Consider the following 21,902-nt stretch of genomic DNA (forward strand, 5'->3'; position numbering starts at 1 on the left):
CGAGGCCGACGCGCCGAACCAGCGGTGGGTCGGGGACGCGTTGCACGGGCCGAAGATCGGCGGGCGCAAGACCTACCTGTTCGCCTTCTTGGACGATCACTCCCGCCTGGTGGTCGGCTACCGGTTCGGGTTCGCCGAGGACGTGATCCGACTGGCCGTCGCCTTGGAGCGCGCGTTGGCCTGCCGCGGGGTGCCCGGCGCCTGCTATGTCGACAACGGCTCGGCCTACGTCGATGCGTGGCTGCTGCGAGCCTGCGCCAAGCTCGGTATCCGGCTGATCCACGCCACCCCACACCGACCCCAAGGCAAAGGCAAAATCGAACGATTTTTCCGCACCGTACGCGAGCAGTTCCTCGTCGAGGTCCCCGACACCAGCGCCGCCGACCTGGCCGAACAGGCCACCACCGCCGCGGCGGCGCTGCTGGAACTGAACGCGCAGTTCACCGCCTGGGTCGAGTCGCTCTATCACCACCAGGTGCACTCCGAAACCGGTCAGAGCCCACTGACCCGCTGGAACGACGGCTGGCAGGCCGCCGGGCACGGCCCGACCATGCCAGCCGCGGACGCGTTGACCGAGGCGTTCTTATGGTCCCAGCTGCGCACCGTCACCAAGACCGCCACCATCAGCCTGCACGGCAACACCTACCAGGTCGAACCCGCCCTGGTCGGACGCAAGGTCGAACTCGTCTTCTCCCCGTTCAACCTCGAACAGATCGAGGTCCGCCACAGCGGACGCTCCTACGGCCAAGCCGTCCCACACGTGATCACCCGACACACCCACCCCAAGGCCCGACCCGAGACCCCCGAACCAGCCCCCGCCACGACCGGGATCAACTACCTGAACCTGCTCACCGACACCCACCACACCCACGTCGCCGACGACGAACGGATCGGCTTCCACGCCCTCTACGCCAACAGCCCCGAAGCCACCACCGAGCAGATCCCCGGGCAACTGTCCCTCGATGAAATGCTCACCGACACCACCTCGCGGCAGGACGCGGCCCGGGGAGTATCCAACGCCTGCAATCCTACTGGGGATTCACGGCCATGCCGTTCGGCCGGTCCCTGGCCCCCTCGATGCTGCACCGCCACGCCGGGCACGCCGAGGCCATGGCCCGCATCGACTGGTGCATCAGCCAACACGCCCTCGGGGTGATCACCGGCGAGGTCGGCGCCGGCAAGACCGTCGCCATCCGCGCCGCCACCGCCGCCCTGGACACCTCCCGACACGTGGTCATCTACCTGCCCAACCCCTCCGTCGGCGTCCGCGGCATGCTGCACCACATCACCTCCGCCCTCGGGCAAACCCCCACCTTCTACACCGCCACCCTGGTCCCCCAAGCCGCCGAGGCCCTCGCCGCCGAACACGCCGAACGCGGCCGCACCCCCGTCCTGGTCTTCGACGAAGCACACCTGCTCGACAACCCCCAACTCGAAGCCGTCCGCATGATGACCAACCACGGCATGGACTCCGGCGCCCCGTTCGCCGCGCTGCTAGTCGGACAACCCACCCTGCGCCAACGACTCCGCCTCGGCGTGCTCGCCGCCCTCGACCAACGCATCGCCGTCCGATACACCCTCACCGGGATGACCCCCGACGAAACCAGCGACTACATCACCCACCACGTCAAGATCGCCGGACGCACCGACACCCTCTTCAGCAACGACGCGATCACCCTGATCCACAACGCCTCCCGAGGATACCCACGCGCCATCAACAACCTCGCCGTCAACGCCCTGATGGCCGCATTCGCCAAAGACACCAACATCGTCGACGAGAAAGCCGCCCGCATCGCGATCTCCGAAACCGGCGCGGACTAACCAACCCCCGTCACCACGCCGAGCACCCCGTCACCACGCCGACCACGGCCCCGCCCGCCAACCGCGGACGGGGCCGTTCCACACCCAGACCATCGGCAAACCCGATGACGCCGCCATCCGCAGAATGAGCGACGGTCAACAACTCCTGCGACGACCCGAACCCGAGGCCAGCATCAACCCGGCCACCCCAGGCCGCGACACCCACCTGCCCCCCGCCCGAGTCATCGACCTGTCGGCCTGGCCCGAACGCCTCGAGTCCACCCGCGCCGGGCTGCTGCTGGTGCTGCCCGACCTAGCCACCTTGGACCTTCCCGACCTAGTCAAGCAGGCCGGCTACCCCGGCACCCGGATCATTCCCGCCATCTCCTGGGTGCTGACCCTGCTGGCCCTCAAACTGACCCGCACCCGACGGGTCTCCCACGTCGACGACCTGATCGCCGACCCGGCCGCCGCCCTACTGACCGGGATGGCCGCACTGCCCAAGAAGTCCGCGCTGACCAGCTACTCCTACCGGCTAGCCCACGACCACCAGCAACGGTTCCTAGCCGCCTTGGACACCACCATGATCGCCCACGGGCTGGCCACCAGTGACCAGGCCATCTTCGACTTGGACTTCCACGCCGTCATGCATTGGGGCCACGACCCCGTCCTGGAAAAGCACTACGTGCCCAAGCGTTCCCAACGAGCCCGGTCCGTGCTGACGTTCTTCGCCCAGGACACCGACACCCACAACCTGGTCTACGCCAACGCCGACACCTCCAAAGCCACCCAAGCCCGCGAACTCATCGCGTTCTGCGACCACTGGGCCAGCGCCAGCGGCCACGACCCGGCCATGCTGATCATGGACCAGAAAGTCACCACCCACCGCGTCCTCGGCGAACTCGACGCCCGCGGCGTGAAATTCCTGACCCTGCGGATGCGCTCACCCGCGCTGCTGCGGCACATCAACGCCCTACCCACAGCCGCCTACAAGACCATCACCTTGGACCGGCCCGGCCCGCACAACAAACCCCGCGTCCACGAAGACCCCCACACCACCTTGACCGACTACCCCGCCACCGTCCGGCAACTCATCGTCACCGGCCTCGGCCGGGAAGCACCCACCGTCATCATCACCAACGACACCACCTCAACCACCCGCGAACTGGTCAGCCGATACGCCCGCCGGATGACCATCGACCAACGTCTCGCCGAGATCATCCGCGCATTCTGCGCCGACGCCCTATCCTCAACCGTCAACCTCAACGTGGACCTAGACATCATGCTCACCGTGCTCGCCCAAGCCCTGCTCGCCGCGCTCCGCGCCCGCCTACCCGGCTACGCCACCATCACCCCGGACGTCATCCAACGACGCTTCCTCGAAACCCCCGGCACCATCACCACCACCAGCCAGACCATCACCGTCCGACTCGAACGCCGCGCCTACACCCCAGTCCTCCGCGCCGCCCAGCTACCCACCAACACCCCCATCCCCTGGCTCGGCAACCGAACCATCAGCTACCAACTCGACTAACCCCTTGCGCCGAACCCCCTGCATGGAAATCCGCGTTAGCTTTCCGGCCTTGTATTGGCGGACCAGGTCGATCATCGCCCAGCGGGTGTAGCCGTAGCGGTCGCCGGCCTGCTGGTAGGTCAGGCCCTCGACGTAGTAGGCGCGGATCGCTTCGTCGCGGCGTTGGTTGATCTGGTCGGGCGCGGTGAACGCTTCCGCTCCAGGTCGTTGAGGTGATTCCGCTGCCATATGCCGATGATGTCAGATCATCTGTTGTCGACGAGGGCGACGCGCTGGAGCTGGATTCGTCTGTACTGGTGATAGTTCGGCTGTCTGGTATCGCTGAGCACGTCACTTCTTGATCAGCAGTTCACACACCGGGACGGTGCATGACAGCATGACCGACACAACTATCGACTCCCACGTGGGCGTAGCGGGATCCCGCGATGGGCCTGACCTGCAGCGTGGTTTCCATCCGCACCCGATCAATCCGCCTCGCTCAGGTATTGAGGTCAACCGGCCACCTGGAAATCCGCGCTAGTGGATCGCGGCTAGGGTTCCCAGCCCTAGGGTGAGGAGCGCGATGACGACTGACGACTACACCAGCGTCGGGCCCGATGGGACGCAAAGCCCCGGGCCCTCAACGGCTGCCGCGCCGTCCAGCGGGAGCCTGGTCACGGTCCTGCTCGCGCTCGTCGTCAACCTGCTCATCGCGATCGCAAAGACCGGCGCCGCGCTGATCTCCGGCTCGGCGGCCCTGCTCGCCGAGGCCTTCCACTCCTGGGCCGACACCGGAAACGAGGTCTTCCTGCTGCTGGGGGAGCGCCGCTCGGGGCGCCCGCCCGACGCGGAGCACCCGTTGGGTTACGGCCGCGCGAGCTATATCTGGTCGATGATCGCCGCGTTCGGACTGTTCGTCGTCGGCGCGGTCGCGGCCATCTGGCACGGCGCCTCGTCGCTGTCGGCACCGGCGGAGTCGGAGTCCTACACCTGGGGGTATGCCGTACTGGCCGTCGCCTTCGCCTTGGAGGGGACCTCCTTTCTTCAGGGTATGCGGCAGACCCGGCGGGAGGCGACGTGGCGCCGGGTTTCGCCCTGGCGCTACCTGCAGCTGACGTCCAACCCGATGCTGCGGGCCGTGGTCGCCGAGGACGCCTCCGCCCTGATCGGCATCGCCTTGGCGGGGCTCGCCATGCTGCTGCACCAGCTCACCGGCAACCCCCTCTGGGACGGGATTGGGTCGATTGCCCTCGGCGTCCTGCTCGGCGTGGTGGCAATCTTCCTCATCGGCCGGAATATGGACTTCCTCGTCGGGGAGGCCGCGACGCCCCTCGCCCGGCATCGCGCACTGACCGCCCTCCTGGACAATCCGGACATCCAACGGATCAGCTTCCTGCACCTGGAATGGGTCGGACCCGACCGGCTCTTCCTCGTCGCCGCCGTCGACCTCGTGGGCAATCTCCCCGAGGACCAGGTCGCTGCCCGGCTCCAGGCGGCCGAGGACGCGCTCGATAAGACGCCGATGATCCAGCGCGCGGTCCTGAGCCTCACCGCCCCCGGCGACCGCACCGATCTGCGGCCCGAACGGCTTCCCGACTGGTATCTGCGCCGCGGCTAACTCCCGGCCGGATCGGCCGGGATCGGTCCCCGGCGTGAGTGGCCGGCGCGGCCCCGGGTCGACGGCCCGAACTCACTCGGAGGGAGATACCGACAAGCTGGTGAAGACCGGCTGCTGCCCGGGTTGGAACACCCCGATCACGGCGTCCGGGATCTCATGCCAGGTGCGCCGGTTCCAGCGCAACTCGAGGGGTTCGGAGACAACGACCTGCGCATCTGCCGGTAGCAGGTCGTCCTCGCCGGCGTGGGAATGCAAGGTGATGGCGCCGGCCGAGTGAAACAGGCTGGGCGCTGCACCGGCCGGCGCGTCCGGGCTGACCCAGCGAAGCACCACCAGGCGGGTGCCGTCGGAAGCGCACATGGTCGCTCGGAACGGTTCGGGGATCCCTCGCTCGCGGCGGGCCCGCTCCACCCGGTGGACCATCCGTGTCATACCGGCCACGGGATCGTCGGCGAGCCCATAGGTGAGCGCGAGGAAGAAGCACACCTCGGTGTCGCCGTTGCCGAGGATCGACGGATACAGGTCCGGGTGCACGTCCATCGTCAGGTCACGTTTCAGCCGCCCGAAACCGTTGATCTCCCCGTTGTGCTGGAACATCCAGCCGTCCTGGACGAACGGATGGCAGTTCTGCTCGGCGATCGTCCCGCCGGGTGCGGCCCGGACGTGGGCCAAGAAGCAGCCGGAGACGATGTGCGCGGCAAGGTGGCGCAGGTTCTGGCTGTCCCACGCCGGGGTGAGCTGGCGGAATTGTCCCAGTCGTCCCTCCCGGCCCACCCAGGCCATCCCGAAACCGTCGCCGTTTGTGGGAAAGGCGTGATGTCGGAATTGGGCGGCGATCGGGTAACTAGGCAAGTACAGCTCCCGCGCCAGCAGACTTTGATCCAGCAGCGAGTGGTCGGGTTTGACCAGCACGTCCTCGATTGGGATCGGTGAGCCGAGATACGCCAACCATCGACACACAGGTGGTCACCCCTTCAGTCCACGGTGCAGCACGACAAGTCCTGCACCGATGATCGCGTGCCAGGGGATGTCACATCTGCTGGCTAGGGTGCGTCATAGCTGGTGACGGACCAATCGAGGCCGTCCCCCCGCATACCGTCGCCACCAAGGAGATCGTCATGGCCCTGGCCAATATCAACTACCCCGTCACCGACCTGGCAGCCGCGAAGGCCGTCTTCACCGCCCTCTTCGGGGTCGAGCCGCATACGGACACGGAGTACTACGTCGGCTACAACGTCGACGGCTTGGAGATCGCGCTGAACCCCGGCGGCGCACAGCAGGGCATGTCGGGGGCCACGCCGTTCTGGGCCACCGCCGACGTCGAAGGCTCGCTCGCCACGCTTGCAGCCGCCGGTGCCACGGTGACCCAGCCGCCCATGGAGGTCGCGCCCGGAGTCACGCTCGCCGTGCTCTCCACCAACGGCAACTCCATCGGCCTGATCACGGCCTGAAGGGCCCACCAGTGAGTGAAAGCGATTGGCTCACCGAGCGTTTCGAGCGTCATCGCTTCCAGTTGCACTCCGTCGCCTACCGCATCCTCGGCTCGGCACCCGACGCCGAGGATGCGGTGCAGGAGGCCTGGCTGCGGGCGAGCCGGGCATACGGGCGACGAGATCGAGAACCCGCCCGCGTGGCTGACCACGATCGTGGCCCGCGTCAGTTTGAGTATGCTGCGCGCTCGCGCCGCGCGACCCGAAACCCTCACTCCCCCAGACGAACCGATCGAGCCGATTGCTCCCGTGGTGCCGCTGCGGACACCGGAGGAAGAGGCCGTTCTCGCCGAATCCGTCGGGCTGGCGATGCTCGTCGTGCTCGAGACGCTCTCGCCGGACGAGCGGCTCGCGTTCGTGTTGCATGACATGTTCGATCTGCCCTTCGACCAGATCGCCCAGGTGCTGGGGAAGAGTTCGGACACGTCGCGGCAGTTGGCCTCCCGGGCACGACGCAAGGTCCGCGGACAAGACCTGGACGCACCCGATGTCGAGGGCGACCGGCGGGTCGTGCAGGCCTATCTGGACGCGATCAAGGCCGGTGATCTGCCGACGCTGGTCGCGTTGCTGCATCCCGACGTCGAGCTGACTGCCGATGCGCAGGCGATGTCCAATGGCCGGCCCAACCATCTTGTCGGGGTCGCCAAGGTCTCGATGGGCGCGCTCTATTCGGCCGACCGCGCGGCGGTGAGCGAGGTGGCCCTCATCGACGGTCGGCCGGGGCTGGTGATGGCGCCGGGCGGGCAGTTGGCGATCCTGCTCACCTTCGTGATCGTCGAGGGGCAGATCACCCGGATCGACGTGGTCGCCGACCCGGAGCGGCTCGCGGCTGCAACAATTGCCGTATGACCGCGCGCTCGCCTCGACCTGTCCTGATCGGGCTCGCCGTGCTCACCCTCGCGGGCGCAGCGGGCATTCCTTCGGCTTCGACGGCACCCGGATCGGCTCAGGTCTTCCATTGGGCCGGCCCCGGGTTCCGCGGGTTCACGACCAAGAGCCGCGCCGGCGGCGCGGTGACGTCGGGGGTGGTCGACCCGGCGGCGATTGACGGCAAGGCGGCCACCTTGCGGTTCGGCTCCCGCCGGCCCGGCCCGGCCTGGGGCTCCGAGCTGCAATCGCCGCAGAAGTACCTCTTCGGGGTGTTCACCAACCGCCTCCGCACGCCGAACTGCGCCGATCAGCCCAACGCCGGCATCGTCACGGGCAATTTCACGTATGGCAACGACGGGTCCGAACTCGACGGCGACGGCCTGACCGACAACAGCGAGCTGGACATCGAGGTGCTCTGTGCCCGCCCCGAGATCGTGACCGTGTCGATCTGGACGGACTACCGCGAATCCGACAGCGCCCAGCGTCGTGTCACTCGGATGGTTAACCTGCGCACCGGCCGCATCCTCGAAACGCGCTACTACACGAACTGGGACACAAGCGTCCCTCTGACCGGGCCTGAGAACATGCCGAAGTCGATCGCCGGTGTCGGCGGCTTCGACTCCTCGGCGGCCTACTACGACTACGTCATCCGCTGGGCGGCCGACCGCGTCGTCTTCCAGGTGGTGGCCGGCGGCCGGACGATCACGCTGTGGGACTACCGTGGCCCCCGATCTCGGATCCCCCAGACCAAGGCCGCCTTCCTCACCAACGTCTGGCACACGAGCACCTGGGCACCCCCGGGACATCCCGGGGCGCTCCTGCCACCGACGCATCCGGTCACCGCGTGGATCGACCGGACCCGAATTGCCGCCACGATCGCGCCCTGAACTCGGCCACCCGCAACCCCATCGACTCGGCTGGCCACCGTCAAACAAGGTCACGGCGCGGTCAACCCCAGGTGGCCAGGTCGCGACCTGGGTTAGTCGCTCCAACTGGGCTCGCTGTCCCGGGCCCGGTCGGCGCTCATGGTCAGGCCGTTGACGTGGGCCGGCAGGCCGCGCTCGAGCCGCAGCGCCAGCCAGACGAGCACCAGGCCACCGACGACCAGGCTCGTGATGTAAACCCCGGCCAGGTGATGGCCGATGAGGAACCCCGCGAACGGAGGCGCGATCACGCTCGGCACCTGGAAGGCCGCCGAACTGGCCGCGTTGTAGCGGCCGCGCAGGTGATCGGGCGCGAGGTCGTTGACCAGGGCCGGCATGGTCGGTCGCGAGGTCGTTGACCAGGGCCGGCATGGTCGGTCGCGATGACGTTTGTCGAAGAGGTGACCACGCCGGAATGGCTCGCCCAGGCCACGGCGTGGATCGACTCGAGCCTTCAAAGAATCGGTATGCCGCGAACCGGCCTACCCGAGCAGCCTCGGGTCCGCCCGTGGTCGACGCAACTGATCGTCCCCGTGGCGGACGGACGGGTCTGGTTCAAGGCCAACTGTTCCGACCTGCGCCACGAGGCCGCGCTGCACGCCGAATTGGCCGGGCTGGTCCCCGACGAGATCGACGCGCCGATCGCCGCCGACGCCGCCCACGGGTGGCTGCTGACGCGCGATCGCGGCCCGACGATGACCGGCGACGCCGACCCCACGCTCGAACAATGGTGCGCGGTCGTGGAAGTCGCGGCGGACCTGCAGCGGCGGCTGGTGCGGCATACCGAAACAATGCTCGCAACCGGATTGCCCGACTGCCGGCCCGACACGATCCTCGCGCGCTTCGACCATCAGCTGGACCGACTGTCCGCGCTCCCCCACGGCCATCCCGCCCATCTGGGCACCGACCTACGCGCGCGGCTGCTCGGCCATCGGCCGACGATCGAGCGAGCCGTCGAGGTCTTGCGCGCAGGCCCCTTCCCGGGCACGCTCAACCACGGTGACCTGCACCCGGGGAACTTCTTCGACACTCCGGATGGCTTGCGGCTCTTCGATTTCGGCGACGCTCAATGGGCGTCGGCGCCCGAAACCCTCGTCCAGGTGTGGGCGTGGCTGCGGCACAGCGGACTGCCATACGAACGCGCCTTCGCGGTGTATGCCGAGGCGTGGAGCGACCTCGCGAGCCCGGCCGAGCTGGACGAGGCGTTCGCTGCCGTGATGGAGACCCTGCCCGTGAACCGCTCGCTCACCTGGTCACTCGCGCTCGCGGACGCCACCGTCGAGGAGCAGGGCGAATGGGCGGATGGCCCGCTCTTCTATCTCGAAAAGCTCCTGGAGCCGTGGCGCGACTGAGTCATCCCACGATTGCCAGACGCGCCCAGACGCGCCCAGGCGCGGGTTGGTCACATCAGATAGCTGCTCAGGCCGCGCTTGAGGAACTGGCCGTGGCCCTTGGCGCCGACATACTGATCGTTCTCGATCAGCACCGCGCCCCGGGAGAGCACCGTGTCGACGTGGCCGTCGATCTCGAAGCCCTCCCAGGCCGAGTGATCCATGTTCATGTGGTGGGTCTTCTCCAGCCCGATGGAGGTATGCCCGTTCGGGTCGTAGACGACGATGTCGGCGTCCGCGCCCGGGGCGATGACGCCCTTCTTGCCGTAGAGGCCGAACATGCGGGCCGCCGTGGTCGAGACCAATTCCACCCAGCGCTCGAGCGTGATCCGGCCCTCGACCACGCCCTGGTAGAGCAGGTCGACGCGGTGCTCGACCGAGCCGATCCCGTTGGGAATGGCGCGGAAATCGTCCTTGCCCATCTCCTTTTGCCCCTTGAAGCAGAACGGGCAATGGTCGGTCGAGACCAGGCTCAGCTCGTTGGTCCGCAACCCGCGCCACAACTGGTTCTGGTGATCCTCGGCGCGAGCCCGCAGCGGCGTCGAGCAGACCCACTTCGCCCCCTCGAAGCCCGGCGCGCCGAGCTGCTCCTCCAACGATAGATAGAGGTACTGCGGGCAGGTCTCGCCGAAGACGTTCTGTCCACGCGAGCGGGCGGCGGCGATCTGGGCGACGGCCTGCTTGGCCGAGACGTGCACGACATACAGCGGGGCCTTGGTGACGTCGGCGAGCATGATCGCGCGGTGGGTGGCTTCTTCCTCCATCTGCCAGACCCGGGCGATGCCGTGGTAGTAGGGCGCGAGCTTGCCCTCGTCGGCGAGTTGCTGGGCGAGGACGTCGATGACCGGGCCGTTCTCGGCGTGCATCATCGTCATCATCCCGGTCTCGGCGCCGACCTGCATCGCCTTGAGGATCTGGGCGTCGTCGCTGTAGAAGACGCCCGGATAGGCCATGAACAGCTTGAAGCTGGTCACGCCCTCGTCCGGGAGCTCCTTCATCACGGCGAGCGAGTCGTCGTCGATGCCGCCGATGATCTGGTGGAAGCCGTAGTCGATGGCGCAGTTGCCGTCGGCCCACTCGTGCCATTGGGCGAGGCCGTCCATCACCTTCTCGCCGTAGCGCTGGATGGCGAAGTCGATGATGGTCGTCGTCCCGCCCCAGGCGGCGGCCCGGGTTCCGGTCTCGAAGGTGTCGCAGGCCTCGGTGCCGCCGAAGGGCATCTGCATATGGGTATGCGGATCGATCCCGCCGGGGATGACGTACTTCCCCGTCGCGTCGATCACCTTGTCGACGGCGGCCTGGAGATTGTCCACGCCGAAGGCGGTGGTCCCCGGCGCGAGCAGCGCGGCGACCTGCTCGCCGTCGATGAGGACATCGGCCTGGGCGCGGCCGGTCGACGAAATAACCGTCCCGCCCGTGATGAGCGTCGTTGCCATGAGTTGCTGAGTCCTTCTTTCCTGCGTCAGGGGGCCGTGATCAGGCCGTAGGCATCCGGCCGGCGGTCGCGGTAGAACTGCCAGTCGTAGCGGGTGCTGCGCACCTCGTCCATGTCGATATCGCGGATGAGCAGCTCTTCCTCGGTCTGGCTGCCCTTCTCCCCGACGAAATTGCCCTTGGGGTCAACGACATACGACGTGCCGTAGAAGTCGACGGAGTTCTCCGCCCCGAATTCGTCCACTTCGGCGCCGACCCGGTTGGGGACGCAGACGAAGTAGCCGTTGGCGCCGGCCGCGGCCGGCTGCTCCAGCTCCCAGAGGCGGTTGGACAGGCCCGGCTTGGAGGCGTTGGGGTTGAAGACGATCTCGGCGCCGGCGAGGCCGAGCATGCGCCAGCCCTCCGGGAAGTGCCGGTCATAACAGATGGTCACGCCGACCTTGCCGACCTTGGTCTCGAAGACCGGCCAGCCGAGGTTGCCGGGCCGGAAGTAGAACTTCTCCCAGAACCGGTCGACGTGCGGGATGTGGTTCTTGCGGTACTTGCCGAGGTAGCTGCCGTCGGCATCGATCACGGCGGCGGTGTTGTAGAGGACGCCGGTGTTCTCCTCCTCATAGACGGGCAGGACGACGACCATGCCGAGTTCCTTGGCGAGTTCCTGGAAGCGTTCGGTCGTCGGGCCGGGCACCTGCTCGGCATAGTCGTAGTACTTGCGGTCCTGGACAACGCCGAAGTAGGGGCCGAAGAAGAGTTCCTGGAAGCAGATGATCGAAGCGCCCTGCTCCGCCGCCTGACGCATCAGGCCGACGTGCTTCTCGATCATCGACTCCTTGTCACCGGTCCACTTCTGCTGGGTCAGGGCGACCCGGACGGTGCTCATGGCGTGCTGTCCTCCTTGGTTGGGTTATCGAAATCCGTTGCGCGCGTGTGCAGCGCGTCGAAGGGCTCGGTCTCGTAGGGCGTGCGCTCGCTCAACGTCAGCAGCCAGTAGGCGATCATGCCAACGAGGAAGGAGACCACCCAGTTGTAGTCGTAGAGCGGTTTGAGGAAGGGGATCATCCCGTCGGCGGGGAAGGGCCCGGTCTTGTGGCCGTCGGCACCGACGGCGGAATAGGCCCCGCCGACGGCGAAGAAGCCGCCGAGGATGGTCGCGATCACCGCGCGCGGGTGCCAGCCGCCGGCATAGTGGTAGTCCCCGCGGTAGCGAAACAGATGCGGGACCCGCAGGTGGGTCTTGCGGCGCAGCCAGTAGTCGCCGACCAGTACGCCACCGACGGCGCCGAGGATGCCGCCATAGAAGCCGAGCCAGACGAAGACGTAGGCCTCCGGGCTGGCGAGCAGCTTCCACGGGAGGAAGAGGGTGCCGATGACGGCGGCGATGATCGCTCCGGTGCGGAAGTTGATCAGCTTCGGCAGGGCGTTGGAGAAGTCGAGCGCCGGGCTGACCAGGTTGGCCGCGGTGTTGGTCTGGAAGCTGGACACGACGATGACCAGAGCGCCGATGACGACGGCAATCCGGCTGCCGAAGCGACTGACCAGCTGGTCGGGGTTCCACAACGCAGCCGGCTCGACACCGTAGTGCTGGGCGGCCAGCGAGGTGGTCAGCACCGCCATGAAGGAGACCAGGAGCATGGTCGTCGGCAGGCCCCAGGTCTGGCCGCGGCGCTGCGCGGCCTGGTTCTCGGCGAACCGGGTGAAGTCGGGCATGTTGAGCGACAGCGTCGACCAGAAGGCGATATTGGCCATCAGGCTCGGCGGGAAGGCCTTGACCCAGAAATCGTGTCCCCAGCCGAGTGACGACGGCTCGTTGAGCACCGGCCCGAGGTTGCCCTTGGTCATGAACAGGAGGCACACGATCATCACGGCCACCGAGCCGAGCACCAACGGCGCGGCGAAGGCCTGGAACTTCCGCAGCGAGTCGAACCCGCGGATGATGATGGCGAGCTGGACGACGACGCAGACGAGGTAGCAGAGCAGGGTCGTCCACGGCAGCGTCCCGAAGAACCCGAGATTGACCGTCGACGCGTTCTGCCACGAGGAGCCGATCAACGCTCCCAGCGCGAGGTTGAGGGCCAGGCCGCCGAACCAGGTTTGGATGCCGAACCAGCCACACGCGACCAGGCCACGCATGACGGCGGGCAGGTTGGCGCCGCGCACGCCGTATGCCGCGCGGGCGAACACGGGAAAGCTGATCCCGTGCTTGGCGCCGGCGTGGCTGTTGAGGAGCATCGGGATGAGGACGATCAGGTTCGCGAGCACGATCGTGAACAGGGCCTGGATCCAGTCCATGCCCAAGGCGATGAGGGAGGCGGCCAGGGTCCAGGTGGCGGCGTTCATGCACATCGCCACCCACAGGGTCAAATAGGCCCGTTGGTTCCACGTCCGGTGGACCGGGTGGATCGGGCGGAGGTCCTCGTTGTAGAGACCGGGCGCCACCTCGTGGCCGTGAGCCGTGAGGTCGAGATCGCCGGCCGCTGTGGCGCCCGTAGCGGAAGAATCGGTCATGCAAGGGGTCCGTTCTCTTGCTGCAACAAATCAGTGGATGTCGATGCCCACGTCGGAGCGGTAGGCCTCCATAGCCTCCCAATCGGTCGTTACGGCCGGGTTTCCGGCCTGCAACTGATCCCAGGTCACCGGGTCACGGCCACTGTCAATGGAGACCATCGAGATGCATCCGTCGACCGGGCACACATTGGCGCACAGGGCGCACCCGACGCAGTCGGACTCGCGCACAACTGGTTTGGGCCGTCCAACGGCGACGGCCTTGCCGTTGACGTCGGGGTCATAACCGGGCTGGACGACCGCTCCGGAGGCGTCGACGAGATCGATGCACTGGTGCGCGGTGTCTTCGCATGCCTTCCAGCACAGGTCGCACCCGATGCACGTGTCCTGATCGATCCGGGCGACGGCTTGGTAGGACAGGTCGAGTTGGCCGAAGGTGCTGACTCCGGACAGCGCCCTTCCGCGCACGTCCTCGATGCTCGCGAATCCCTTGTCGTCCATCCAGTTCGACAACCCGTCGACCAGGTCATCGATGATCCGGAAGCCATAATGCATTGCGCCGGTGCAGATCTGCAGCGATGCCGCGCCAAGCAGCAGGAACTCGGCGCCGTCCTTCCAGGTCACGATGCCCCCGATTCCGCTGATCGGCGCCTTGGCGGCGAGCACGGTCGGGTCGGTCATCAGCTCCGAGAGCATGTGCAGTGCAATTGGCTTGACGGCCGGGCCGGCATATCCGCCATGGGTGCCGCGGCCGCCGATGGTGGGGCTGATCGAGAAGGTGTCGAGATCGACCTTGGTGATGCTGTTGATCGTGTTGATCAGGCTGAGCGCGTCCGCCCCGCCGGCGAGCGCTGCGTGCGCGGAGGCCTTGATGTCGGTGACATTGGGGGTGAGCTTGACGATGACCGGGATCGAGGCGACCGAGGTGGCCCACTGGGTGTTGAGTTCGCACATCTCCGGCACCTGGCCGACGGCGGACCCCATCCCCCGCTCCGACATCCCTTGGGGGCAGCCATAGTTGAGTTCGATGCCGTCCGCGCCGGTGTCCTCGATCTGCCGGATGATCGTCTCCCACGCCTTGGGGTCGGCGTCCACCATCGCCGAGACGATAACGGCCCGGTCCGGCCAGTTGCGTTTGACCTCGGCGATCTCCTTGAGGTTGACGTCGAGTGGGCGGTCCGAGATCAGCTCGACGTTATTGATCGCGAGCAGCCGCTTGCCGTCGACGGTCAAGCTGCCGTAGCGGTTGGAGATATTGAGCACCGGCGGCCCGATGGTCTTCCAGACGGCGCCGCCCCAGCCCGCCTCGAAGGCCTTGTTGACCTGATAGCCGGAGTTGCTCGGCGGCGCCGACGCCAGCCAAAACGGGTTGGGCGAGGTGATCCCGCAGAAGGTTGTCGTCAGGTCAGCCATGGTCCGCTCCCCTTGTCGCGCTGCCGGATTCACTGCCGGTGTCGCTGCCGGACTGGAGGAATCGATCGATCGCGGCGGCGGCCTTCTTGCCGTCCTGGACCGCCATCACCGTGCTGGCCGCGCCGCGCGCGCGGATCGCGTCGCCGCCGGCCCACACCCGATCCCGGCTGGTCCGCAGCTCGGCGTCGACACCGAGGTAGCCGCGCTCGAGAGCAAGTCCGAAGTCGCTGTCGCCGGTGTAGCCGTCCTGGCCGATGGCGCGAACCACGAGATCGCACGCAATGACCGACTCAGACCCCTCGATCGGCTCCGGCCGGCGACGGCCGGATGCGTCCGGCTCACCGAGTTGCATCGCGACGCAACGGATTCCGACGACACGCTCGCCGTCGGTGAGCACTTCGACCGGTTGGGTGAGGAAGGAGAAGTCGATGCCCTCGCGCAGCGCGAACTCGTACTCGTGCTGGTAGGCGGGCATCTCGGCCGCGGTGCGCCGGTAGACGATCGTGGTCTTCGCCCCGCGGCGGACGGCAACCGTCGCTGCGTCGATCGCGGTGTTGCCGGCACCGATGACGACGACGTGTTTCGCGGCGGCGTCGGCGGGGTCGGGCTGGTTGAGCTTGGCCTGGGCGATATAGACCAGGCCGTCCCGGGTGTGCTCGTCGCCAGCGACGTCCATCCGCGGCACCGCGCCGAGGCCGGTGGCGAGGAAGACGGCGTCGAAGTCACCGAGAGCCGCATCGAGGGCGGCAGGCTCGGCGAGCGCCGTCTCGGTCATCACCTCGACCCCGAGACGCTCGATCATCGCGACCTCACCGAGGGCCACCTCGATGGGCTCCCGGAGCGGGATGATCCCATAGGTCGACAAGCCACCCGCAAGCTCACCGCGCTCCCAGATCGTCACGGCGTGACCACATTTGGCGAGTTCACCCGCCGCGCTCAGGCCCGCCGGACCCGAGCCCACGACGAGGACGCGGCGGCCGGTGGCGGGGCCAGCGGCATACGGATCAGGAGCGACCCGGGCGAGATGGTCTGTGGCGTAGCGCTGCAGCCGACCGATCGTGATCGGCTTGTCGGCGTGGTTGAGCACGCACGCGCCCTCGCACAATTCCTCGACCGGGCAGACCCGCGCGCAGGTCGCCCCAAGCAGGTTGCTGTCGAGGATCGTCATCCCCGACCCGCGGACGTTGCCGCTCGCAATCTTGCGGATGAACGCCGGGATGTCGATGTGCGTGGGGCAGGCGTGCATACAGGGCGCGTCGAAGCAGTAGAGGCAGCGCTCGGCCTCCATCACCGCCTCGTTGGCGGAGTAAGGCGCAAGGTGCTCGGCCAGTGGTGTGGCCAGGCCCGGGCGGTCGGCAAGGTCGGTCATGCAGATCCCTCCCGAGGCGGGCGGCCTCGTTCGTGTGCCGGTGCGCTGAGTCGAATCTGTTTGCCGCGTCAGCGGGTTCGCGGAGAGCCGAGATCGGGGGACGGAGTCCGCTGGTTCATGCCGTGACCCTAGCGAGGCGACCGGGCGCACACAATGGCCATCGGCCAGGAGAATTTGCGCCGAGCACATTCCACGCGCGAACGCGCTCGCCCGATGTTGTCTGGCCCGAGGAAGTCTGATATACCCGGTATACGCATAGGAGGGGATGTAATGATCCGACTCACCCGCCGATCCCTTGCCGTCGTCATCGCCGCAGCTGTGGGGCTGCTGCCCGCCGCGACCCGGGCCCCAGCGGTTGTGTCAAAGGCAACCCGGACGACGACAGCGTCTACGACGCGGGCGAGCCGAATGCCGGGCGGCGCCTTGGCCTTGACCCAGAACGGCGACCTCGGCAGCTTCTTCGCGATCCGGATGCGCGATCGGGCCTATGTCATTCCGGCCAGCGCCTTCAGCGCGGTTACCCCGCAGACCCTTTCTCGGTATGCCGTCGGCGGACCAGCCGCCACCCCCGCCACGAGCGCGCCGCCGGTGGGGCGATGGCCGATGGTCACGCTCACCGTGCAGGTCACCGACATGTCCGGAGCCCCGTTCACCGGGACGGCGGCCGTCGTGAACGTCGACGATGCCGACAAGTACCTCGGTCTCGTGCGCGTCGTCGCCGGGCGAGCCAAGGTGAGCGTGCCCCGCGGCGATCATTACGTCCTGATGACCGGCGCTGGCGACCGGAGCCGGTTCGCGCTCGGGATGACCCCCGATCTCCGGGTGGCTGAGCCCACGCAGCTGTCCTTGGACTTGCGCACCGCGACCACGCCCGTGCAGACCGTGCTCCCCCGCCCCGCGGTTGTGGGCGCCCAGGTGACCGACCTGGCGCGCAGCGCCCCCACCGCGTCGGGCCAGCCATTCACGATGATCTTCTCCGTCGGCGTGGACGCGCCGGCAACCATTCTGCTGACCCCGGTGCCAAAAACGCGCCGCGGCGAGATCAGCGTGCGGCGTCAGGAGCATCACGATTCACCGCCCCGGACGCCGCAGCGCTACGCCTACGACCTGACGTTCGTCCGGCCGGGCTCGGTGCCGAGGTCGCCGATCACGTTCCGCTCCACAGCGGCCAACACGGCGACCGTCGTCGCCGACTACGCCGGCCCGGCGACGATGCCCACCGGTGAGGTCAACCGACTGGTCATGGCCGACGGCGGCGGCTGGGCACTGACTACCCCGGTTCGCCGGCCGGGACGGATCATTCATTACGAGAGCGCCGGTCCCACCATCACTCAGGGCGGCAGCTACGTCCAGCAGGTCACCGATGAGCCGCCGCAGGTGATCGGCATTTTCGAGGGCCCGCGCACCCAATTGTCGCCAGGCACAGCCGGGCGGGAGGCGTGGGGCCGGTGGCCGCTGCACCAACGCCTGAGCGAGCGCGCCGATCGGTTGAGCGATTCCGCGGTCTGTCCGGCTTGTGCCGGAGCCGGTCAGGTGCTCTTCCGGGCGGCGCCGCTGTCGGACACCGACCCGAGCCATATCGGGGTGTCCGACTACGGGCCGCCCTATCCGGTGCCGCGGTGGACGATCGCCGCCGACGGCGCGGAGCTAGCGTCCGGCACCGACGTCGCCATCGACCCGGTCGGCTATCCCGAGGGCACCCGCGTGCTGTCCACCCGCACCGACGCCAGACGCATCATCGGCGGCCGCACGTCTCGGGCGGTGGCAACGTGGTCGGTCCCGGTCGCTGCCGCCCAGGCGGCGCCGACCGGAACGGAGTGTCCGCTGACCGCCTGCCGGCTCCTCCCGGCGATCACGGCCGACTACCGGCTGCCGGCAGCATTCGACCGGTCGCCTGGCCGCCGGCCGCCGATCCGGCTCTTTGTTCCTGGGACGCTACGGGGGTTCGGCCCTTGGCGACGGCGCCCAGGTGCGCTTGGAGATCGCGTATGCCGCCCGGCCGCCTCGGCCGGCCCCTGCTCGTGCGCCGCGGTGACGGCCGCTTCGACTTCGTTCTCGACGTGCCCACCGGTCCCCGCGGCGCGCCGGTCGACGTGCGCCTGAGCGTGACCGCGCCCGACGGGTCGCGTTTCCATGAGCGGCTCGACGGAGCCGCCTGGCTCGCCGGCTGACACGGCCGACCCCCAGTTCGGGAGGGTGTCCTGCACCGGGTGAGGTATACCCCACTTTCTGCAGGACGGCGACACGCGCCAGCGGGAGGGTGACCTGCACCAAGTGAGGTATACGGCACCCCCTGCAGGACGGCCCCCTTTGTCGAGACCCTCGGCGGCGCGCCGGCGAGCGGTTGTCGGTGGCCTCGGGCAGCCTTGTCCCCAAGAAGCCGACGAGCACGGCGCGCAACCCACCGGGGCCGCGCCGAGGATGGGGGATATCCGATGGGACGCAACAACCAACAACGCCGCGCGGCGCGAGCTCGGGAGCGGGCCAAGGCACGCAGCGGGCAGCGAGCGGGCGCGCCAGCCGGGTCGTGGATGCCCGGCGCGGGCTTCGGCTCGAGCTACGGTCCGGCCGGATCGGAGCCGGCCTGGGCAGCCGAGGGCAGCTTCGCGGCCGCCGCGCCACCACCACCGCCCCCGCCGAGCCCGCGCGGCCACGTGCGTGCGGCGATCGACGCCGCCATGCAGGTCGCACAATTCGGGGCACCGGTCAGCGGGAGCGCGGCGTTCGACCGGCTGTGTGCGCGCGGAGCCAGCGAGTCCGGGCGCCGGCTTGTGGCGGGGACGGTGGTGGAGTTGCTGGCGGCCGAGGTGGACTGGGTCTGGCAGCACGGCTGGCAGCCGGCCGACCTGCTGCGCGTGGCCGGGCGCCGGCTGCACGCCCCGGGTCCCGATGTCGTCGGTGACGCGATCGCCCACGAACTTGGCCGTTATGCCGCGGTCACGATCGCACCGCGCTGGCCCGGGCAACTGCGTGAGCACGAGGTGAGCATCTGGTGGTCCCGCGACAGCGATCACCTGTCGGCACGAGCGTCCCGCACCCCGGGCGGTTTCCCAGCCGTGCTTGCCGCCGCTCTCGAGGCGCTCTCGCTGCTGCGGCGGCTGCCGGGCCTCGAAGCGATCGACCCGCTGCCCGGGAGCGCCCAGCCGCGTCGCAGTGGTCCGGCGATCGATGACCGGATCCTCAGCCGGGTGCGCGCCTTCTTGGCCAAGGCCGAGGCGACGCCCTATGAAGCCGAGGCAGAGACGTTCACGGCCGCCGCCCAACAGCTCATGGCCCGGCACAGCATCGATGCCGCGATGTTGGCCGCGACGGCGCCCGGGGGTGACGGGGCGATCGCCATCCGGATCGGCATCGACCGGCCCTTTGAGGCGCCAAAGGTGGCACTGCTCAATGCGGTCGCCGATGCCAACCGCTGCCGGACGGTGTGGTCGGAGGCGCTGGGGTTCGTCACGGTTGTCGGCTTCGAGGGCGATTTGCTCGCGGTCGAGACGCTGTTCACGTCGTTGTTGGTGCAGGCGACGACCGCCTTGGCCGAGCACGGTCGTCAGGTCGGGGTCCAGGGCACCTCCCGCACCCGCTCCTTCCGCAACGCCTTCCTGACCGCCTTTGCCTATCGGATCGGGCAGCGGCTGGCCGAGGTCACCGCAGCCGAGACCGCTGCCGCCCAAGAGCGCGCCCGGGCGGAGGCGGGCTTGCCGTCGCGCGCCGACGGAGCGGACGCAGGTGGGGTCCGGCCGGCGGGGCCGGGCCGGGACGTCGTCCTTGTCCTCAATGAGCGGCGGGAGGAGGTGGACGCGGCGCTTCACGAACTCTTCCCCAGCGTGGTGTTGCGCCGCTCCAGCCGGCCGACGAATGCCGCTGGCTGGACCGCCGGGGTGCGCGCCGCCGATCAGGCCAAGTTGTTCGCGGGAGCTCAAGTCGAGCGCTGAGACGCCCGCGCGCGGGCGGGCGCGCGCGGGCGGGCGCGCGGCAAACCGTCGGTGTCGCAGGTGACGTCGTTCCGACGTCACCCCACTCACGGGCGGGAGAATGCGGGAGGCCGTGGCGGGCGCGGGATCCTCGGTGGATGCGCCGACCCGGCACTAGGGTCGAGCCATGCCCGACCCGCGCATCCGTCGTGCCCGTCCAGCGGATACCGCCGCGATCCTCCAACTCGTCCGTGATCTGGCGAGGTATGAACGCGAGCCGGACGCGGTCGAGGCGAGCCGGGATGACTTCGCTGCGGCGCTCTTCCCGGCGCAGGGCGCGCCGACAGCGCATGCGCACGTGGCCGAGGTGGAGGGCGAGGTCGTCGGGATGGCGGTGTGGTTCCTCAGCTTTTCGACCTGGACCGGCAAACCGGGAATCCACCTGGAGGATCTCTATGTCGACCCCGCCTACGGCGGCCTCGGGCTCGGCAAGGCCCTGCTCACCACATTGGCCGAGATCTGCGTCGACCGCGGCTACCGCCGTCTGGAATGGTGGGTGCTGCGGTGGAACACGCCATCCATTGACTTCTACGACGGCCTCGGCGCGACGCCGATGGACGACTGGATCGACTACCGGGTTGACGGCGCCACGCTGACCCGCTTGGGAGGAGCACGATGACCACGACGACTGCGCTGACCGTCACCGAGAACGGCGGCCCGGAGGTCCTGCAGGTCCGCGAGGTCGACGTCCCCGATCCCGGTCCCGGCCAGGTCCAGGTCGCCGTGGCCGCCGCTGGGGTCAACTTCATCGACGTGTATCAGCGCCAGGGTGTCTATCCGATCCCGACGCCGTTCACCCTCGGCCTCGAAGGCGCCGGCGAGGTCGTCGCGGTCGGCGAGGGTGCCAAGGCCCAGGTCGGTGACCGGCTTGCGTGGGCGATGCTGCCGAACGCAATGGCCGGCCTGGCCAATGTCCCGGCCGCCAAAACGGTCCCGGTGCCCGATGGCCTCGACGTGCCCGTGGCCGCCGCCGCGATGCTGCAGGGGATGACGGCCCACTACCTGGTCAACTCGACCTATGCCGTCCAGCCCGGCGATGTCGCCCTCGTCCACGCGGCCGCCGGTGGGGTCGGGCAGCTGCTCGTCCAGCTCATCACCGCTAAGGGGGCGACGGTCATCGCCACCGCCGGCAGCCCCGAGAAGCTGACCATCGCCGGGCGGCTCGGCGCACACCACCTGATCGACTACGCCCGCACCGACGACCTGGCCGCGGCGATCCGCGATGCGAGCGAGGGGCAGGGTGTGCACGTCGCCTATGACGGCGTCGGCAAGGCGACCTTCGACGCCTCGCTCGCGAGCTTGCGACCGCGCGGCATGCTTGTCCTTTTCGGCGGGGCCAGCGGCCAGGTCCCGCCGTTCGACATCCAGCGGCTCAACGCCGCCGGGTCGGTCTTCTTGACCCGCCCGACCCTGGGCCACTACATGGCGACCCGCGAGGAGTTGCTCTGGCGAGGCGAGGAGATCCTCGGCGCCCTGGCGGCCGGGTCGATCGAGCTGGAGATCGGCGGCCGCTGGCCGCTGGCCGAGGCGGCCGCGGCATACGAGGCATTGGAGGGGCGCGCCACGACCGGCAAACTCCTGCTGCTGCCCTGATCGGGGAGCTGCTGCCCC

At 68.6% G+C, this 21,902-nt stretch carries 21 protein-coding genes; 13 read left to right on the plus strand and 8 right to left on the minus strand.

Annotation, left to right across the window (positions count from 1 at the left end):
- The 3 genes from V9G19_RS22515 to V9G19_RS22525 form a co-directional block, all read left to right on the plus strand.
- Positions 1-1,156 (plus strand): DDE-type integrase/transposase/recombinase (locus V9G19_RS22515; protein ID WP_462287631.1); only part of this gene is annotated, 1,156 nt, incomplete at its 5' end.
- Positions 1,111-1,821, plus strand: coding sequence for an ExeA family protein (locus V9G19_RS22520; RefSeq protein ID WP_462286564.1), 711 nt, complete (start codon positions 1,111-1,113; stop codon positions 1,819-1,821). The genes V9G19_RS22515 and V9G19_RS22520, both read left to right, overlap by 46 nt.
- A gap of 124 nt (positions 1,822-1,945) precedes the next feature.
- Positions 1,946-3,334: a hypothetical protein gene (locus tag V9G19_RS22525; RefSeq protein WP_462287632.1), complete on the plus strand. Its 1,389-nt coding sequence runs from the start codon at positions 1,946-1,948 to the stop codon at positions 3,332-3,334.
- On the opposite strand, the gene V9G19_RS22530 is transcribed toward V9G19_RS22525, so the two are convergent.
- A complete protein-coding gene (locus V9G19_RS22530; protein ID WP_462287633.1) occupies positions 3,272-3,562 on the minus strand; it encodes a hypothetical protein in 291 nt (96 codons plus the stop codon). The genes V9G19_RS22525 and V9G19_RS22530 overlap by 63 nt on opposite strands.
- A gap of 334 nt (positions 3,563-3,896) precedes the next feature.
- On the opposite strand from V9G19_RS22530, the gene V9G19_RS22535 reads away from it, so the two are divergent.
- Positions 3,897-4,931, plus strand: a complete 1,035-nt coding sequence (locus V9G19_RS22535; protein WP_462287634.1) for a cation diffusion facilitator family transporter — start codon at positions 3,897-3,899, stop codon at positions 4,929-4,931.
- 72 nt (positions 4,932-5,003) lie between these two features.
- Here the strand turns inward: V9G19_RS22535 and V9G19_RS22540 are convergent, their stop codons facing one another.
- Positions 5,004-5,843 (minus strand): class II glutamine amidotransferase, encoded by an 840-nt coding sequence (locus tag V9G19_RS22540; protein WP_462287635.1) that lies wholly within the window; start codon positions 5,841-5,843, stop codon positions 5,004-5,006.
- A 206-nt stretch (positions 5,844-6,049) separates the two neighbouring features.
- Between V9G19_RS22540 and V9G19_RS22545 the strand changes: the two genes are divergently transcribed.
- Genes V9G19_RS22545 through V9G19_RS22560 form a run of 4 tightly spaced genes read left to right on the plus strand, consistent with a single transcriptional unit; the run spans position 6,050 to position 8,178 of the window.
- Complete coding sequence (locus V9G19_RS22545; protein ID WP_462287636.1) at positions 6,050-6,382, plus strand: VOC family protein; 333 nt, start codon at positions 6,050-6,052, stop codon at positions 6,380-6,382.
- 11 nt (positions 6,383-6,393) lie between these two features.
- Complete coding sequence (locus tag V9G19_RS22550; protein ID WP_462287637.1) at positions 6,394-6,789, plus strand: sigma factor; 396 nt, start codon at positions 6,394-6,396, stop codon at positions 6,787-6,789.
- Positions 6,731-7,270 carry a sigma factor-like helix-turn-helix DNA-binding protein gene (locus V9G19_RS22555; RefSeq protein WP_462288099.1) on the plus strand — a complete coding sequence of 180 codons (540 nt, stop codon included), beginning with the start codon at positions 6,731-6,733 and terminating at the stop codon, positions 7,268-7,270. The genes V9G19_RS22550 and V9G19_RS22555 overlap by 59 nt, the downstream gene beginning before the upstream one ends.
- On the plus strand, positions 7,267-8,178 hold the full coding sequence (locus V9G19_RS22560) for a glycoside hydrolase family 16 protein (RefSeq protein ID WP_462287638.1): 912 nt from the start codon (positions 7,267-7,269) through the stop codon (positions 8,176-8,178). Before V9G19_RS22555 ends, V9G19_RS22560 begins: the two co-directional genes overlap by 4 nt.
- 92 nt (positions 8,179-8,270) lie before the next feature.
- Here V9G19_RS22560 and V9G19_RS22565 read toward each other — a convergent pair whose 3' ends face one another.
- Entirely contained in the window at positions 8,271-8,552 is a 282-nt protein-coding gene (locus V9G19_RS22565) for an MFS transporter (RefSeq protein WP_462287639.1), read from the minus strand.
- A gap of 45 nt (positions 8,553-8,597) precedes the next feature.
- On the opposite strand from V9G19_RS22565, the gene V9G19_RS22570 reads away from it, so the two are divergent.
- A complete protein-coding gene (locus tag V9G19_RS22570; RefSeq protein WP_462287640.1) occupies positions 8,598-9,566 on the plus strand; it encodes a hypothetical protein in 969 nt (322 codons plus the stop codon).
- A 50-nt stretch (positions 9,567-9,616) separates the two neighbouring features.
- Here V9G19_RS22570 and hydA read toward each other — a convergent pair whose 3' ends face one another.
- From hydA to V9G19_RS22595, 5 genes are read right to left on the minus strand one after another with little or no spacing between them, the layout of a single operon-like run.
- The gene (gene hydA, locus V9G19_RS22575; RefSeq protein ID WP_462287641.1) at positions 9,617-11,041 is read right to left on the minus strand and encodes a dihydropyrimidinase; all 1,425 of its coding nucleotides are present in this window, start codon (positions 11,039-11,041) and stop codon (positions 9,617-9,619) included.
- A 26-nt stretch (positions 11,042-11,067) separates the two neighbouring features.
- Positions 11,068-11,919, minus strand: coding sequence for a nitrilase-related carbon-nitrogen hydrolase (locus V9G19_RS22580; RefSeq protein ID WP_462287642.1), 852 nt, complete (start codon positions 11,917-11,919; stop codon positions 11,068-11,070).
- The gene (locus V9G19_RS22585; RefSeq protein WP_462287643.1) at positions 11,916-13,544 is read right to left on the minus strand and encodes an NCS1 family nucleobase:cation symporter-1; all 1,629 of its coding nucleotides are present in this window, start codon (positions 13,542-13,544) and stop codon (positions 11,916-11,918) included. Before V9G19_RS22585 ends, V9G19_RS22580 begins: the two co-directional genes overlap by 4 nt.
- A 30-nt stretch (positions 13,545-13,574) precedes the next feature.
- The gene (gene preA, locus V9G19_RS22590) at positions 13,575-14,954 is read right to left on the minus strand and encodes an NAD-dependent dihydropyrimidine dehydrogenase subunit PreA (protein WP_462287644.1); all 1,380 of its coding nucleotides are present in this window, start codon (positions 14,952-14,954) and stop codon (positions 13,575-13,577) included.
- Positions 14,947-16,323: an NAD(P)-dependent oxidoreductase gene (locus V9G19_RS22595; protein ID WP_462287645.1), complete on the minus strand. Its 1,377-nt coding sequence runs from the start codon at positions 16,321-16,323 to the stop codon at positions 14,947-14,949. The genes preA and V9G19_RS22595 overlap by 8 nt, the downstream gene beginning before the upstream one ends.
- Positions 16,324-16,593: 270 nt before the next feature.
- On the opposite strand from V9G19_RS22595, the gene V9G19_RS22600 reads away from it, so the two are divergent.
- The 4 genes from V9G19_RS22600 to V9G19_RS22615 all read left to right on the plus strand — a co-directional run bounded on the left by V9G19_RS22600 (position 16,594) and on the right by V9G19_RS22615 (position 21,884).
- The gene (locus V9G19_RS22600; RefSeq protein WP_462287646.1) at positions 16,594-18,426 is read left to right on the plus strand and encodes a hypothetical protein; all 1,833 of its coding nucleotides are present in this window, start codon (positions 16,594-16,596) and stop codon (positions 18,424-18,426) included.
- Between the two features lie 332 nt (positions 18,427-18,758).
- Positions 18,759-20,252: a DUF2786 domain-containing protein gene (locus tag V9G19_RS22605; protein ID WP_462287647.1), complete on the plus strand. Its 1,494-nt coding sequence runs from the start codon at positions 18,759-18,761 to the stop codon at positions 20,250-20,252.
- A 166-nt stretch (positions 20,253-20,418) separates the two neighbouring features.
- The gene (locus V9G19_RS22610; protein ID WP_462287648.1) at positions 20,419-20,910 is read left to right on the plus strand and encodes an N-acetyltransferase family protein; all 492 of its coding nucleotides are present in this window, start codon (positions 20,419-20,421) and stop codon (positions 20,908-20,910) included.
- The gene (locus V9G19_RS22615) at positions 20,907-21,884 is read left to right on the plus strand and encodes a quinone oxidoreductase family protein (protein ID WP_462287649.1); all 978 of its coding nucleotides are present in this window, start codon (positions 20,907-20,909) and stop codon (positions 21,882-21,884) included. Before V9G19_RS22610 ends, V9G19_RS22615 begins: the two co-directional genes overlap by 4 nt.
- Positions 21,885-21,902 lie beyond the last annotated feature (18 nt).

The organism is Nostocoides sp. (assembly GCF_037045025.1).
Taxonomy (GTDB): Bacteria; Actinomycetota; Actinomycetes; order Actinomycetales; family Dermatophilaceae; genus Nostocoides_A.